This window comes from Methylocapsa sp. S129, assembly GCF_009765995.1.
In the GTDB taxonomy this organism is placed as follows: domain Bacteria; phylum Pseudomonadota; class Alphaproteobacteria; order Rhizobiales; family Beijerinckiaceae; genus Roseiarcus.
Map to the genome: position 1 here is coordinate 44105 of NZ_LMUI01000050.1, position 15276 is coordinate 59380.

16 protein-coding genes are annotated in these 15276 nt (G+C 60.0%); 6 read left to right on the top strand and 10 right to left on the bottom strand.

Going from position 1 to position 15276, the window contains the following annotated elements; translation table 11 throughout:
* Nucleotides 1-5 precede the first annotated feature (5 nt).
* Entirely contained in the window at nucleotides 6-1679 is a 1674-nt protein-coding gene (locus GSQ90_RS27920; protein ID WP_246731815.1) for an MFS transporter, read from the bottom strand.
* Between the two features lie 415 nt (nucleotides 1680-2094).
* On the opposite strand from GSQ90_RS27920, the gene GSQ90_RS27925 reads away from it, so the two are divergent.
* Entirely contained in the window at nucleotides 2095-2622 is a 528-nt protein-coding gene (locus GSQ90_RS27925) for a hypothetical protein (protein ID WP_158818261.1), read from the top strand.
* Nucleotides 2623-2661: 39 nt separating this feature from the next.
* Here GSQ90_RS27925 and folE read toward each other — a convergent pair whose 3' ends face one another.
* Nucleotides 2662-3303, bottom strand: coding sequence for a GTP cyclohydrolase I FolE (gene folE, locus GSQ90_RS27930; protein WP_158818262.1), 642 nt, complete (start codon nucleotides 3301-3303; stop codon nucleotides 2662-2664).
* A 246-nt stretch (nucleotides 3304-3549) separates the two neighbouring features.
* Here folE and GSQ90_RS27935 point away from each other — a divergent pair, with 246 nt between their 5' ends.
* Nucleotides 3550-4122 (top strand): dihydrofolate reductase, encoded by a 573-nt coding sequence (locus tag GSQ90_RS27935; protein WP_158818263.1) that lies wholly within the window; start codon nucleotides 3550-3552, stop codon nucleotides 4120-4122.
* A 57-nt stretch (nucleotides 4123-4179) separates the two neighbouring features.
* On the opposite strand, the gene GSQ90_RS27940 is transcribed toward GSQ90_RS27935, so the two are convergent.
* The 4 genes from GSQ90_RS27940 to GSQ90_RS27955 form a co-directional block, all read right to left on the bottom strand.
* Nucleotides 4180-4821, bottom strand: coding sequence for a class I SAM-dependent methyltransferase (locus GSQ90_RS27940; protein ID WP_158818264.1), 642 nt, complete (start codon nucleotides 4819-4821; stop codon nucleotides 4180-4182).
* 77 nt (nucleotides 4822-4898) lie between these two features.
* Nucleotides 4899-5774: a hypothetical protein gene (locus GSQ90_RS27945; RefSeq protein WP_158818265.1), complete on the bottom strand. Its 876-nt coding sequence runs from the start codon at nucleotides 5772-5774 to the stop codon at nucleotides 4899-4901.
* Nucleotides 5775-5855: 81 nt separating this feature from the next.
* Complete coding sequence (locus tag GSQ90_RS27950; RefSeq protein ID WP_158818266.1) at nucleotides 5856-6581, bottom strand: class I SAM-dependent methyltransferase; 726 nt, start codon at nucleotides 6579-6581, stop codon at nucleotides 5856-5858.
* Between the two features lie 179 nt (nucleotides 6582-6760).
* Nucleotides 6761-7072: a 4a-hydroxytetrahydrobiopterin dehydratase gene (locus GSQ90_RS27955; RefSeq protein ID WP_158818267.1), complete on the bottom strand. Its 312-nt coding sequence runs from the start codon at nucleotides 7070-7072 to the stop codon at nucleotides 6761-6763.
* Nucleotides 7073-7421: 349 nt separating this feature from the next.
* On the opposite strand from GSQ90_RS27955, the gene GSQ90_RS27960 reads away from it, so the two are divergent.
* The gene (locus tag GSQ90_RS27960; protein WP_256366634.1) at nucleotides 7422-8138 is read left to right on the top strand and encodes a methyltransferase; all 717 of its coding nucleotides are present in this window, start codon (nucleotides 7422-7424) and stop codon (nucleotides 8136-8138) included.
* 17 nt (nucleotides 8139-8155) lie between these two features.
* On the opposite strand, the gene GSQ90_RS27965 is transcribed toward GSQ90_RS27960, so the two are convergent.
* On the bottom strand, nucleotides 8156-8890 hold the full coding sequence (locus GSQ90_RS27965; protein ID WP_158818269.1) for a class I SAM-dependent methyltransferase: 735 nt from the start codon (nucleotides 8888-8890) through the stop codon (nucleotides 8156-8158).
* 279 nt (nucleotides 8891-9169) lie between these two features.
* Between GSQ90_RS27965 and GSQ90_RS27970 the strand changes: the two genes are divergently transcribed.
* The gene (locus GSQ90_RS27970; protein ID WP_158818270.1) at nucleotides 9170-9373 is read left to right on the top strand and encodes a hypothetical protein; all 204 of its coding nucleotides are present in this window, start codon (nucleotides 9170-9172) and stop codon (nucleotides 9371-9373) included.
* Entirely contained in the window at nucleotides 9366-9977 is a 612-nt protein-coding gene (locus tag GSQ90_RS27975) for a dihydrofolate reductase family protein (protein ID WP_246731816.1), read from the top strand. Before GSQ90_RS27970 ends, GSQ90_RS27975 begins: the two co-directional genes overlap by 8 nt.
* Nucleotides 9978-9987: 10 nt before the next feature.
* Here the strand turns inward: GSQ90_RS27975 and GSQ90_RS27980 are convergent, their stop codons facing one another.
* Nucleotides 9988-10983: an ABC transporter substrate-binding protein gene (locus tag GSQ90_RS27980; protein ID WP_158818271.1), complete on the bottom strand. Its 996-nt coding sequence runs from the start codon at nucleotides 10981-10983 to the stop codon at nucleotides 9988-9990.
* 345 nt (nucleotides 10984-11328) lie between these two features.
* Here GSQ90_RS27980 and GSQ90_RS27985 point away from each other — a divergent pair, with 345 nt between their 5' ends.
* Nucleotides 11329-12660: an 8-oxoguanine deaminase gene (locus GSQ90_RS27985; RefSeq protein WP_158818272.1), complete on the top strand. Its 1332-nt coding sequence runs from the start codon at nucleotides 11329-11331 to the stop codon at nucleotides 12658-12660.
* Between the two features lie 219 nt (nucleotides 12661-12879).
* On the opposite strand, the gene GSQ90_RS27990 is transcribed toward GSQ90_RS27985, so the two are convergent.
* Both GSQ90_RS27990 and serA read right to left on the bottom strand, forming a co-directional pair.
* The gene (locus GSQ90_RS27990) at nucleotides 12880-13662 is read right to left on the bottom strand and encodes an SDR family NAD(P)-dependent oxidoreductase (RefSeq protein ID WP_158818273.1); all 783 of its coding nucleotides are present in this window, start codon (nucleotides 13660-13662) and stop codon (nucleotides 12880-12882) included.
* An 8-nt stretch (nucleotides 13663-13670) separates the two neighbouring features.
* Complete coding sequence (gene serA, locus GSQ90_RS27995) at nucleotides 13671-14939, bottom strand: phosphoglycerate dehydrogenase (RefSeq protein ID WP_246731817.1); 1269 nt, start codon at nucleotides 14937-14939, stop codon at nucleotides 13671-13673.
* Between the last annotated feature and the right edge of the window lie 337 nt (nucleotides 14940-15276).

The window sequence follows — 15276 nt, forward strand, 5'->3', positions numbered from 1 at the left end:
CCATCTCATGACGTCGCCGTCGAGGGCGCCTGGAGCGGTTCACGCTCGCGACTCTTCCACGATCGGCGTTTGCGCTCGGAGGCGACCAGATGGTTGATCTGAGGCGCGCTCGTCAGGAACCCGCGAATATGTTCTTCGAGTATTCGATCCGCTTTGGTCACCCGTTCATAAGAATGCATCAGCTCCAGCCAGGATTCGATCAGGAACGTTTCGAGGAAACGGCCAGGGCTGGCGGTGTCCTCGAAAACGCCCCACGCGAACGCGCCGTCGCGCTTGCGCTCATGTCCCAGTTCGTCGAGGGCGGCGAGGAATGCGGCGCGGTCTTTGTTGTCGATACGATAATCGACCGTCACAAGGACGGGCCCGTCATTGTTTTCGACCTTTTGGGTGACGACAGGCGCCCGCCAGTGCATGGAAGGGGTGAGATCGAGCCCGGCGCCGGTCTGAAGTTTCCAACGCCATGTCAGCGGAATGGCCAATAAAGCGCCGGCGGCCGCCGCGAAATGGGCGACCGGCAGCCCCTCCCAGCCCGCCACCTGCCCCCATGCCGCGCTGCCCGCGGTCATCGCGCCAAAGACAACCGTCAGGAATATGGCGAGCCCGCGTCCGCGCACCCAATCAGGCAACGCAACCTGAGCCGATACGTAGAGATTGGTCAGAATCACAGTCCACGAGGCGCCGGCGACGACGCAGGCGCAGATCGCGATCGCGGGGTCGCGCGCAAGCCCAAACAAAAAGAGGGCGAAAGCAGTCGCGAGCGTCCCCAAAGCGACAGTCCGATCCGGCCCGAACTTGACCTTTAGCCCATTGATCGCAACCGAACCGCCGATTGCGCCTGCGCCGAGCGCGCCCAGCAGAATGCCATAAAGCTCCGGTCCCTGGGTCATCTGACTGCGCGCAATGAGCGGCAGCAGCGCCCAATAAGCGGCGGCGAAAGGAAAGAACGCCAGCGAGCGCACCAATGTTGCGCGCAAGTTGCGATTGTTTGCGGCATGGCGGACGCCGGTGCGGACAGCGCTGGTCAAACGCTCCGCCGGCAGGCTGTCCGCGCTCCTTTGCGGCGAGCGCCACCACAGGAGCGCCGCGATGATTCCAAGATTGCTGAGGCCGAATATCCAGAACGGCGTGGCGATTCCAAATGCGGCGATGATGAAGCCGCCGAGGGCCGGCCCCACGGCGCGGCTGAGATTGAAGCCGACGCTATTGGCCGCGACCGCGCTGTCGAGATCCCGCCGCGGCACCTGGAGCGGCGTAATCGACAGCCACGCGGGCGCGCTCAGCGCCCCGGCCACCCCGAGCAAAAAGGTGGTCAGCAACAATGAGGCCGGCGTGGCGAGGCCCAATGAAACCAGCGTCGCGAAGATTGCGGACACGACGACGATCACGACTTCGACGATGATCAGCATCCGTCGCGAATCGATGACATCGGCAAGAGCGCCGGCCGGCAATGTGAACAGGAATAATGGCAGGCTGACCGCCACCTGAACCAGCGACACAGCCATAGGATTGGCGTTGAGGCTCGTTATCAGCCAGCCTGAAGCCGTGTCGAACATCGCGGTTCCGACATTCGAGACGGTGCTCGCGGCCCATATCACCGTGAACGCCGCGTAGGCGAACGCGCCCCATCGGGAGGGGGTGAGTTCCGTTGGCGTCGCGGAAGCATCCAGGTCGGTGCTCAAACCAATCTCCGTTTGTCTCCCTGTTCGAGGGCGCGTCCGTATGCGCTCCGGAGCGCCTTGTCCATCAAATCGCTTGGAAAGTCAGCCCTTCTTTCATCAGACACCGACCGGGGGCGCGCTTTGGGACGGCTGGACGCCCACGCGTTCGATCAGCCCGAACGATATCAAGGACGGCAAAGCGCGTTGGTCAACAAACCGCTGATCTGCCATATTACCATGGGGCCGTCGTTGGCCGCGCAGATTTCATTGGACCAAAAGCGCCTTGGCGCATGTGCGCCACTCAGCATGAAGAGCGGTTCGGGAAATGCCGTGTTTTACTCCTCGCGATTTCGCAATTCTGTCTTCCCTCGCTATCTGCGTCGGGGCGATATGCCCCGCCGGGCAAGCGAACGCGCAACCGGGATTTGAGATTTCAATGCCAAAGAGCCTTCAACCGGCGGCGGATGATTCCGCCTTTGCGTCAAGAGAAAGCGCGGAAGAATTCCTGGCGCGATACCTGCCGATCGCGACCGCCGGCAATCCGAAATATCGCTCCGGAACCGCTGGGGTCGCGATGGCGTGGATCACCAAGGCCATCACATTTGGGCCCGGCAAGAACGCCGATGGAAGATTGGTGTCCATGAGCGAAGAAGTCCTGGAGTTTCGCAATGGCGTGCGTAGCGCCACCGGCAGTCATGAGGCCGAATTTTTGATCGAGGATGTTCAGGCTTCAGAACACACAGATAGCGCCGCCCTTACGGAAGGCGGCGAGATCGGGCTCGGAATAATCTTCAATTGCAATTCAGGGAAATGCATCCAGTCGAAATATGACGGCGTCCCATCATCGGCTGACCAGACGGACATTTCCATTCAGGACGCCATCTTGCGCGGCAGAATCCTCAAGGCTTTCCAAACGCTTAAACAGGCGGCTGGCGACCGGAAAGCGCCGCCTGACGCCAAGTGACGGCGACGCCTTCGCCACGATCGAGACTTGACGTAGCGATCAGCGCTCCACGTCCGAATTGACCATCGACAGGAACTCTCCGCGCGTCATCGGATAGTCGCGAAAGCACCCCAGCATTCGGCTCGTGACAAGGTCCGTGCCGCGCTTGTGAACGCCGCGGCTCACCATGCAATGGTGCGTCGCCTTGATGACGACCGCCACGCCGCGCGGCTTCAACACGCTTTCGATCGTATTGGCGATCTGAGCCGTCAGCCGCTCCTGAATTTGCAGGCGCTTTGAATAGGCTTCGACGACGCGTGCGAGTTTGGATATTCCCACGACGCGCCGATCGGGCACGTAGCCGACCCACGCGCGGCCGATGATCGGCGCAACGTGATGTTCGCAATGGCTCTCGAAAGTGACGCCGCGCAGCACAATCATCTCATCATAGCCGTCGACTTCTTCGAAGGTCTTTTTCAGAATCTCTTCCGGGTCCTCGTCATAACCGCAAAAATATTCGCGAAACGCGCGGACAAGCCGCTTGGGCGTTTCATGCAGGCCGTCCCGGTTGGGGTCTTCGCCGATCCAGCGAATGATCGAGCGAAAGGCGTCCTCCGCCTCCGCGTCGGTGGGCGATGAATCCGCCTTGTCGGGAACGAGGCGATCCGATGACGGCGCGACGAGCTTGGTGGTGTTCCGCATGAGGCATCTTCCCCTAACGCGGACCACGCCACGCGTTTACCGCTCGATTGTAGGCGCTCCGCGATAGCGAAGCGAGCCAAAAATTTCGTCGCCGAACGCGGCCCACACGCCTCTTGAGCCCGTTTTGACTTTGCGGACGCATTCGCCATCGCGATCGAGAGGCGGCTTAAGCCTCAGGTTGCCCAGTTTTGTCAACAGGCCCTAATATGCGCGCCGGTTTGGCAAACGTCTGGAGAATCCTCATTCATGCTCGCGTCCTATCGCATTGAGGGCTACGTCATCGCTTCATCCGACTGCATGATCGCGGACGCGAACGCAGTCATGCCGGAAACGCTCAAGATTGAAGCGGACCATCGGTTCCTGGACCATGAACTCAATCGCTTCGATGTGCTCGTTCACGGACGCCATTCGCACGAAGGTCAGTCAAACTCGCCGCACCGGCGCCGGTTGGTTGTCACACGCCAGGTCGCGGCGATTGCGCCCAATCCCCGTCATCCCAAATCCCTGCTATGGAATCCGGCGGGCGCGTCCTTTGAGGCGGCGTGCGGCGCGCTCGATCTTGCCGCGGGCGCCGTGGCGATTCTTGGCGGCACCCATGTCTATGACTTGTTCCTCGAAATCGGCTACGACGCTTTTCACCTTTCTCGCGCCCGCAATGCAAAATTACCCGGCGGCACGCCTGTCTTTTCGCAAGTTCGATCCGGCCGCTCCACCCATGAGGTGCTGGCGCGGGCCGGCCTTGAGCCGGGGCCGACGCAGGTTCTTGACGAGGTCAATGCGGTGAGCGTGGTGAAATGGACGCGCAAGGCGTCGGCTTGAGCCCGAGGCGAACGCTCATTTCTGCGGGCGCGCCGATCTCGGCGTCTGATCAACCGATCATCCGCCGCGCGTCTCCAGCGCCGCCGCGATCTGTTCTCGCGTCCACACGCACATCTCTCTTTGCGGATACGGGTGGACATAATCGGCGATGCGAAAAAGCACGTCTCTTGGAAGGCCGAACGGTTCGCTGTAAAAATCAACGAGCCGGAATTCTCCAGCCTCGATGTCGGTATTGCGGAATCCGGTCGCGTTGATGTGATTGGTCATCATCAACAGCTTGATTTTCGAATCGCAAAAATTGCGTAGAGCCTGAAATATATAAGCGTCGGGCAGATGAAACAGGCAATCCCGACAGAACCAGACGTCGGCTTCCGGAAATTTGTCGGCGACGATATCGAAATTGAAAAACTTCCTTGATTCTCTGGCATATTTCTTGACGTTTTCCCTGATCAGCGAGTTGGCGATGTCGCCGCCAAGATACAGGCTCCCATCGGGAAAGCCGACTTCCTTCATCCAATTGAAGTCGCCGCATGGCGCATCGAAGAAGGTCTTTATCTCGAATTGCCTGACAAACACCTCGAGCTGATTTCGTATGTTGCAGGTGTACGATAGCGTTGAGCCAGGGCCGCTTCGGCTTTCATCGCCGCTCCATCGGTTGAGCGCCATGATCTTTTCAAAAACATTCTCAAGCTCTGACATGATGTTCGGTCCTAATGTCGCGCAACGAGGAGGCGCACCCCTGCCCCGCCGGCGTCTGGATAGCTCCGATGGTGGCGTCAAGCCGACCGAACCGCCGGGTTCGAAAGATCATCCTGCGGCATCCATTTGGCCATCAGGCTGCGGAGTTCGCGCTCATCATAGACGCGCTTGAAGCGATGCAGCGTTCCCAGGCGTTGAAAGATTTCATGCAGGAACGATCCCACCGGCGGGCATACGGTCTTGTCATAGCCGGATCGCCCAAACATCTCGCCCCACAGATGCAAGAAAGTCGCTTGTTTGACGGCGGCGGCGACGTCGTCGCGATAGGCGGGCGCCAGCATCTTCCAGAAATCATCGGGTTCGATCGGATAGAAAGCGAAGAAGTCGCGGGCATAGGGCTCGACGCCATGCCGCACGACCAGCTCGGTCAGCAGAAACGGACCAATTGCGCCCCATTTTTGGTCGATGTCGACGGCGCCTTCAGCTTTTTGGATGAGTTCGTTCAACACCGGATGAGCGGGCGGCAGCTTTAGAACCGCATTATTGACCAGAAACTCGCCATACGGGTTGGATTGACGGCCGAACACGATCGGATCGCCAGAGAAGTCCGGCTTTCGTAGACAGATGATGTCGGTATCGACCCAGCAGCAGCCGGTTTCGCGGATCAGCTTGTAACGGAACATATCGGCGAAACTGGCGAGCGACGGCTTTCCTCCCGTGAGATAACGCGAGAGCAGCGATTCATCAGGACATATCCGCCTGGCGTCCGCCACTTCGACGCCGCGGGGCGCGTCGATCTTGTCGTCATAACTGTAGACGCACAGACTCGCGCCAACCGACGCAAAGGACGCCAGGCAGGAATAAGCGATCGCATCGAGCGGTCCATGCCAGAACGTCGCAAATTCCGCGATCGGGCGCCGGGCGGCGCTCGGGACGATCTCCTTATCCGTCATATTCATGTCCCGGGATCGGGCGACAAAGGCCGTCGCATCGAGCGGCGCGGAAACGCGATGAGGACGAGTGCACGAAGAACGTCAAAGAATCCTGGCCAGGACGTTGCGATTGTCATCCTCCCAATCGCCGAAGAACGTTTCTGTCGTGAGATGGCCTTTCGAAACGAATTCCGCGTAAACATCGAAAATCCAGCTCGCGTTGATGTCATCCAGAAGCAGATGTTTTCCAAAACCTCTTTTCGCGAGGCGAAGACAATTGGAGACGTCGGCGTGACAAATTTCGGTCGTATGTCCGCCATCGACGTGGAAAATGTCAAAATCCAATTCCGCGCGATGAACGGCCAGATAGGGCAGAACTTCTCGGGAATCGCCGGGAAAATAATGCACGCGACCCGGAAACTCTTTTGCCAGGTAGTTCACACAATTGATCGTATACTTATGATGATCGATGTCGACGCCATAATATACAAGATCTGGATTGGCGGAAAGCGCGAGCAGAGCGCTGTGTCCAGCATTAACGCCAATTTCGATCATGGACTTCTTGAATCGCGTCGCGCGCCAAAGATTCCGCCTTGCCGGAGCTAAACTGGCTACCGGCAAGTTGTCGCCATATTCGCCGTCACGGTCCCAATAAAATATTCCGCCCTCCAGAACTTCTCCTGATTCCTTGACGAGATTATTCAGCGCCCTCAAATGCTTGATAAAAGCATCCGAATAAATCTCAGAGGAATCTTTGCGATCGATCAGATAGTCCCGGATTTCAGACGGCAATAATTCTCTTCCGGGTAGGAGCTTGCGGCCGGTCATTTTAAACGCCTTGATGAAGTGGAAATACTGCGGAAGAGCCCTTTTCGGGGCGATTGATATCGCGACCGGACCCTTCGCGACTTAAGCCTCGCCGACAACGCCGCAGCCCGTCAACGGCCCAACTCTCTCGCTGTGGTCGATCCGGCGGCGCCCGACGGCGTCGAGGCAAGAAGGTTGGCTTACTTCATACTCAGGAACCTGTGCGCGGCGTCGCTGATCTTGGACGCTATTTCGATATCGGCGTCGGTAATTTTATTGCCAACGTCATGGGTGCAGAAAGAAAAAGAGACTTTATTGTAGGAATTATAAAATTCCGGATGATGATTGAGAACCTCCGCCTCGATCGCAACCTGAACGATGAAAGCTATGGCGTCGCGAAAGGTTTTTAATTCAAATGAAGCCTCAATGTTCGTTCCTTTAACGGACCAATCGGGCAAGCGTTTCAGTTCGGTTTCTATTTCCGACTTCGTGAGTATCTTGTGCTTTGTCATCGTGGGTCTCCTTGATGATCTGAGTCGCGTTCAAAAATCTCTCCCGATTCTTGAGGAGAGACCTTCCGCGCGGCGCATTGATCTGATCGGCGCGGTTATCCCTAGAGGCGCCAAGGGGCATGTGCGATAATGGCGCATGCGCGCCGCTGGAACAACGGATAACCGGCGGCGCCGTTCCCAAACGGATTGTGACTTGCGGCCCGGGATTGGGGCCCATAGGACTTGGCCGGCGCGTCGTCGAACAGGCGCCCCGTTGCCAGCGCGGCCAAATTGGGCAAGTCTCAAATCCTCAATCAACCGGGAAATGGTAGTTTAGAAACTTCCATCCGATTTTGAAAGTGAATGGCTAATGGAGTTCAATAAACGGGAAATAGCCCGCGGCGCTGTCCTGACAAAGCTGGGGCTTTCTTCATTGGTCACCACTTCGGCGGTTGATATCTCAGCCTTTCATCACGCGCATGTGGAGCGACAAAACATTCCCGCACGGTTCATCATCGATGGTTTGACGATCGATGCGCCGGCGGGAATTTATCATCCGACGCCCGATTCCAGTTCGCTTCTTTTCATTCGCAACATGATGGCGATGGATTCGACCAAGATCGCAAAGACCCTCGAAATAGGCGCGGGCTGCGGCGCCATTTCTCTCTATGTCGCTGCAAGATGGAACTGCGAGGTCACGGCGTCCGACATATCCGCCGACGCCGTCGAATCGGTGAAACGAAACGCCGAAACGAATGGGCTCAAGATCAATACGCTGACGTCAGATTTGTTTAACAATATCAAAGAAAAAGATTTCGACCTGATCGTATTCAATGCGCCGCTCATCGATAAACAGCCCGAAAGCAGCGTAGAGAAATACAGTTTGTGCGACCCCGAAGGGCGCATCGTCGGAGCGTTTTTGCGGGAAGCCGGCAATCACATTAAAAAGAGTGGGTTGATAATCTTTTCCCTATGCAGCAATTCTGCTTATGAAGTGATGGACGGCCTCGGACTGAGGTTCAAGATTGTCGCGCTTGAACTGGGCTATAGCGGCTTCTGGCGGGCGATCGTCGGGGCTGAAATCTGATTGGACTGGCGACGCCGTTACGCGATCGCAAATCCGGCGAGGTGCTCGGGAACCTGCCATTTCTGCGTCGGATCGGGTTTATGCCGAACCGGTGAAATATCCCCGCGCCAGGCCACGCCCATCATTTGCGCGGTCTGATAGGCCATCGTATTCCAGCCTTTCGCGTCCAGCGCGCGCAATGCGGCGGAGACGTAGGGGACCACCAGATCGTGGAACACGATCATCGCCGTCGGCTCAAGGTAGCGCTCGCACGCGAGCGCGTCACGGGTCGGCGCGTCCCCGGAATGATCGCCGTCGATGAAGGCGAATGACCAGCGGCTCCCGCTCTCGCCGAGCCGGATGACCTCCTCAGGGCTTGGGCCGGGGATGAGAATGGCGCGGTCGGCCTGGCCGGAGCCGTTCACCGCCGCGACAAATTCACGGTTCCATTCCGGGTCGGCGAGCAAGGGCTCGATGACGTGGAGGGAGGCGAGCCCCGATACGAGAAGGTGGCAGGTCGACCATCCCCGCCACGCCCCAATCTCCAGGCCGCGCCGGCCGGAGAAAAGCTGCGCATTGGAAAACAGGATCGCCGCTTCGTCCCGGTTGATGAACCCGACCTCGGGGTTTCGACGATCAACGTACCAGGTGTGATCGATTTCCTTTCTGAAATAAGGCCATGTCACGGCCTCTTTGTCGCCGACGATCATATTTGGGAAAAGCGAATTGAGATTCGGAACATTGAGATTGTCCGACACGTAATCCTTGGCCATTGTCATGCGTTCCAGCAGATCTCATTGCGGGCGAGTCCCTTTTCGGATCCGCCCGCGCCATATCTTCCCGCGCTAAGAGCGAGGCAAGCTCAAGTCCTTGACCTAGCTTCCCCGGGCGATCGCCGCAAGCCGCTCGGATGTCGACGGCGACCTGAGCAGCCGTCAGCTTGACCCTGCCATGGACAGGCTATCGATGCCCCGAAAAAACAACTGGCTGCCTTTGAAAGGCCGCAAATTTTTGGACTAGCCGTTTGGCGCCTTACACCCCATACTATGTTGATGACCGATCTCAAGCCCCATGTGGAATTCGAACCGGTCGAGACGAAGACCGGGGCTGAATGGCAAGTGCGAGCGACTCTTCCCTCCGGGAAGCAAGTCTATCTTGGCGTCTTCAATACCCAGGCTGAAGCGAGAGAATGGATCGCGCGCAAGTCGGATGCATGGCTGCATCTCAAGGCGTGCGAGGCCAGCCGAAGTGGCTGAACCGCCCGAGCGCCCGACCGGTCCCGGTCAGCGGGCAAAGCCTTATCGGATCGAAGGCTACGCCATTATTTCGTCCGACGGGATGATCGCCGACGCGGCCTCGGCCTTCCCGACTGCGCTTATTTTCGACGCGGATAAACAATATTACGAGCGCGAGCTCGACCGCGTCGATGCGGTGATCCAGGGGCGCAATTCCTACGAAAGTCAGGCGAACTCGCCACGGCGGCGGCGGCTGGTTTTAACGCGCAAGATTGCAGCGCTGGCGCCCGATCCCGACCATCCGAACTCCTTTTTATGGAATCCAGCCGGCGCGTCGCTGGACGACGCCTGCGTCGCGCTGGGGCTCGCTGCGGGCACGCTTGGCGTTGTCGGCGGGACGCAGGTGTTCGATCTGTTCCTCGAAATCGGCTATGACGCGTTTCACCTTTCCCGCGCCAGCAAGGTGAAATTGCCTGGCGGGCCGCCGGTCTTTTCGCGGGTCGGGTCCGGCCGCTCGCCCGAGGACGTGCTGGCGAAGGCCGGGCTCTCGCCGGGCCCTTCGCAGATTCTTGACGAAGCCCATGGCGTGACTCTCGTCAACTGGACGCGCAAGGCGGCGGGCTAAGCCAGCCCGTTCACTTGGGCCGAAGTTCGAGACCGACGCCTTTATTGACGAATTGCATCGTAAAGGCCTTTTTGTAATCGGTGTCGGCTTTTACGATGCCGGTTTTCACCATTTTGTCGAAGAAATCCTTCACCCGCGCTTCGGTCATCGCACCAATGCCCAATTTGAGCGTGTCGCCGGAATCGACGATGCCATATTCCTTGAGTTTGGCGACCGAGAAGGCGATCTGTTCGTCGGTCATTTCAGGATTGTCTTTCTTGATCATCTCGTTGGCTTTTGTATTGTCGCCATAGAGATAATGATACCAGCCGATCGCCGAAGCGTCGACGAAGCGCTGCACGAGGTCGGGGTTCTTGGCGACGAGTTCGCGGCGCGCCTCGATCAGCGTCGCATAAGTCGAATAGCCCTGGTCGGCGAGAAGAAAGACATTGGGCTTGAAGCCTCCCTGCTTTTCCACTTCGAAAGGCTCCGACGTCGCATAACCCTGCTGGATCGAATCCTTGACGGCGATGAACGGCGCCGAATTGAAGGTGTAGGGCTTGACGTTCTCGTCCTTGAACCCCCAGGCGAGCCGCATCCACGCGTAATAGGAGGCGATGCCGCCCTGGCTGACAAAGGCGGTCGCCTTGGGCAGATCGGTCCATTTGTCCAGCCCGACGCCCGGATGCGACATGAAGACCAGCGGGTCTTTCTGGAAGTCGGCGGCGACCGCGATGATTGGGATATTCTGCTCCACCTGCAGGAAATCGCCGATCATGTCGCCGCCCATGAAGAATTCGATCTTGCCGGCGACCAGCAGCATGCCCCCGTTCGACTGCGGCCCGCCGGGCAGGATCGTCACGTCGAGCCCATATTTGGCGTAGGTGCCGTCGACAACGGCCTGATAATAGCCCCCGGCTTCCGGGTCGGCGAGCCAATTGGTGCCGAACGTGACCTTGTCGAGCGCCAGAGCGGGACCCGACAGAAACATGAGGCCAGCCAGAGCGGCCGAGACGGCGATGCGCATTATGATCTTCCCCCTTGCTTTGATCACCGGAGATTTCGATCGCAAGCCGAACGCCGAACCGATCGTCGCTTGATGCGACCGGTCCTATGCGCAGCCCGTGAGCGTCTCCAATCCCTTTGGAACGCAGCATAAAGCAACATCGCCAACAGTCCGAATCCATTTTCCAACCAACGGCCGGCAAGTTTGACGCCGACCCTTTGTCGGCTCGCTAGCAATTTCCGCGCCGCGTCATATTGAAACTCCTGGGCGCGGTCGCCGCTATCGGCGGGCGTTTCATGACAGGTGGACAGAGCCCAGACCTTCATCCATCGTGGCGCCGGATGAGCCTGGAAGGCGCCTGTTCTGATGCGTTTGTGGATCAAAGACCCGCTGGCCATTCTCGGCGAAGGCGCGGAATGCGGCCTCGTGATCGAGGGGACGCGCATCGTCGAGCTGGTGGCGCGCGGCGGGACGCCATCCGCGCCGGTCGACGCCACTTTCGACGCCTCGCGCCATGTCGTCCTGCCCGGCCTGATCAACACGCACCATCATTTCTACCAGACGCTGACGCGCGCCCATCCGGCCGGGCTCAATACGGAACTGCTCCCCTGGCTCGTCGCGCTCGAACGCGTCTGGGCGAAGATCAAGCCCGCGCAATTGCGCGTCGCGACGCGCCTCGCTTTGGTCGAACTCATGCTTTCGGGCTGCACGACGGCGGCCGATCATCACAATCTGTTCCCGCGCGCGCTGGAAAACGCGATCGACATCGAAGTCGAGGAAGCGCGCAAGCTCGGCCTGCGCATGACCGTCACGCGCGGCTCGATGGGCCTTTCGGAAAAGGACGGCGGCCTGCAGCCCGACTCGATCGTGCAGGATTCCGATACGATCCTGAGCGACAGCGAGCGCGTGCTGAAGCTCTTCCACGATCCAAAACCCGGCGCGCAAATCCGCATTGCCTTGGCGCCGTGCTCGCCTCTGGCCGTGCCGCGGCGTGTGCTCGCTGAATCGGCTCAGCTTGCCGAACGTTACGATTGCCGGCTGCATACGCATTTGTGCCAATCCCCGGACGAGGACGTCTATGCCCAGGCGACCTTCGGCATGCGCTGCGTCGACCTGCTCGAGGAAGCCGGCTGGATCGGCCCGCGCACCTGGGTCGCGCATGGCATTCATTTCAACGCCGAAGAAATCGGCCGGCTCGGGCGGGCCGGCGTCGGGATCTGCCATTGCGCGGCGTCCGACATGACGTTCGCCATGGGCATCTGCCCGACCAGGGAGCTCGAAGCCGCCGGCGCGCCGATCGGTCTGGGCGTCGACGGCTCGGCCTCGAACGATTCGTCCAATATGATGGAGGCCGTGCGCCATTCCCTGATGCTCGGGCGCTTGCGCTACGGCCCCTCGGCGTTGACGCATCTCGATGTGCTGCGCTGGGCGACGGAAGGTTCGGCGCGCTGCCTCGGGCGCGACGACATCGGCCGCATCGCGGTCGGGCTGGAAGCGGATCTGGCTTTGTTCACGCTCGACGAGCCGCGCTTCAGCGGCGCCCATGATCCGATCGCCGCGCTGGTCCTATGCGGCGCGCATCGCGCCGACCGGGTGATGATCGCCGGCCAATGGCGGGTGGTCGATGGCGCGCCCGTCGGCGTCGATCTCGCCGCGTTGATGGCCGAGCACAAGGCGGCGGCGCGCGCTTTGGCCTAGTGGTCTGCGTCAACCAAATTGAAAGGACGCCAATATTCCCTCCCCCCTTGTGGGGGAGGGTTTGGGGAGGGGGGTCGCACCGCTCTATCCGGTTGAGGCGCAAATCCTTTTATCGGCAAGGTCTGCGCGACCCCCCATCCCGGCCTTCCCCCACAAGGGGGGAAGGGGAAAGCAGGCGTCCTTTCAATTTGGCTGACGCATAGCACTGGCAACCCGCGCCTAGAGGGATTCCCCGCCGTCGATCGTCAGCGTCGCGCCGACGATATGGCGCGATTGCTCGCTGGACAGGAACAGCACGAGATTCGCGATATCCGTGACATCGGCGATGCGGCGCGCCGGTATGGCGCGCATCATTGCGTCATGGTCGAGCCTGCCGGATTCGAAATCCGCCAGGACGCCGTCGGTATTGACGTGGCCCGGCGCGACGCCGTTGACGCGAATTCCTTTGGGCGTCCATTCGAACGCCATCGACTTGGTCAGGCTGTTCAGCGCCGCCTTGGTCGCGGAATAGAGACCGCAACCGAAGGCCGGCCGCGCGCCGCTGATGCTGCTCACGTTCACGATCACGCCGGTTCGGTTGTTCGTCGTCGCCCAGCGCGCCAAAGCCTGGCCGCAAAACAACGGACCGCAGAGATTGGTGGAGAGGAATTGCGAAGCGTCCGCGGCGCCCGCGTCGAGCAACGGAACCAAGGCAAAATAGGCTGCATTGTTCACCAGGATATCGACGGCGCCGAACCGCCCGACCGCCGCCTCGATCAAGCCGTTGCAATCGGCGACGAGGCTGACGTCCGTCCGGACGGCAAGCGCCTCTTTTCCGAAGTCACGCTCGATGTCGGCGACGACATGGCTTGCCGCTTCAAGATTTCTGCCCGCGACGACGACTTTCGCGCCGCGCCCGGCGAAGGCAAGCGCGATGGCGCGGCCGATGCCGGCGCTGCCGCCGGTGACGACGACGACTTTCCCGTGGAATTCCGACGGATCGGTTTGGTCTAGCGCCGGCATGATATTTCTCAGGTCCGATGTTCGTAGAGCAGCCTGGCGCGGATCGTTCCCTCCAGCGCCCGGATTTCCGCCAGAACGCGCTGACTATCCGTGGCCGAAGCGTCTGCGTCCAAGACGACATAGCCGATATCGGCATGGGTCTCGTAATATTGCGCGGCAATGTTGATCGCGTGCCGCGCGAGCGCCTCATTGAGCCGCCCGAGCATGCCGGGCAGATTGCGCTGGACCTGGATGAAGCGGGTCCCCACCGGTCGGGCCGGCAATTGCACTTGCGGAAAATTGACGGCGCCCATCGTCGAGCCGTTGTCGCTATAGTCGATCAGCTTGCGCGCGACTTCGGCCCCAATGCGCTCCTGCGCCTCCTCGGTCGAACCGCCGATATGGGGCGTCAAAATGACGTTGTGCAGCCCTTGCAGCGGCGAGGTGAATCGCTCGGCGTTCGAACTGGGCTCGACCGGGAAAACATCGATCGCCGCGCCGCGGAGCCTTCCCTCGCGCAGCGCGGCGGCAAGCGCGTCGAGGTCGACCACGGTGCCGCGGCTGTTGTTGATGAGATAGGCGCCCGGCTTCATCGACCGGATCTCCTCAACGCCGATCATCCCATGGGTGGCCGGCGTCTCGGGCACATGCAGGGTCACGACATCGCTCTGCGCCAGCAATTCCTGCAGGGTGGCGGTCGGCTCGGTATTGCCGCGGCGGAGCTTGTCGGTGTGGTCAAAGAATATGACCCGCATGCCGAACGCTTCTGCGAGATAAGAAAGCTGCGAACCGATGTTGCCATAACCGATGACGCCAAGGGTCTTGCCTCTCACTTCGAGGCTGTCGTTGGCCGACTTGTCCCACCGGCCGTCATGCGCGGCGACGGATCGCGGAACAATGCGCCGCAGAAGCATGACAATCTCGCCGATCACCAGTTCGGCGACGCTGCGCGTGTTGGAGAAGGGCGCATTGAAGACAGGAACGCCTATTTGCCGCGCGGCGTCAACATCGACCTGGTTGGTGCCGACATTGAAACAGCCGATCGCGATCAGCCGGTCGGCGGCTTCGAGGATTTCGGCGGTGATCTGCGTGCGGGACCGAATGCCAAGCAAGTGGACGCCTTTGACGGCCTCCTGAAGCGCGGCGCCGTTGAGCGCTTTGGGGAGGCGCTCCACGCTGGAATAGCCCGCCGCGCTCATCATCTCGGCCGCGCTGTCGCTGACGCCCTCGAGAAGCAGGATCCGGATCTTGTCTTTCGACAGAGAAAGCTGTGGCGGAGATGAAGCGCTAATGGGCACGATTGGCGAATCCTTCGGCAAGAGATGGGCGGGCCAGACCGAAACGCTGCGCAGAGCCTATCAGACGAAAGGCGCGAACCATTATTTCCTTCAGCGGCCGTTTCACGCCTCTTCACCCATATACAGAGGACCGCCGCAAGCTTCCATCCTTGCGCTCGCCGCAGACCATCGGATTCAAACGGCTCCAAACGAAGGCGTCGCCGTCTCACAATCGCGTTGATAAACTTACAAAATCTCGCTTTGCCCCGCTTGGTCAGCCTCGCGACGCTACATAATGTCGCTGGATCGCCGACGCGGCCGCCCAGACGAGACGCGTTCCGCTAGCGCCCCGCGACTT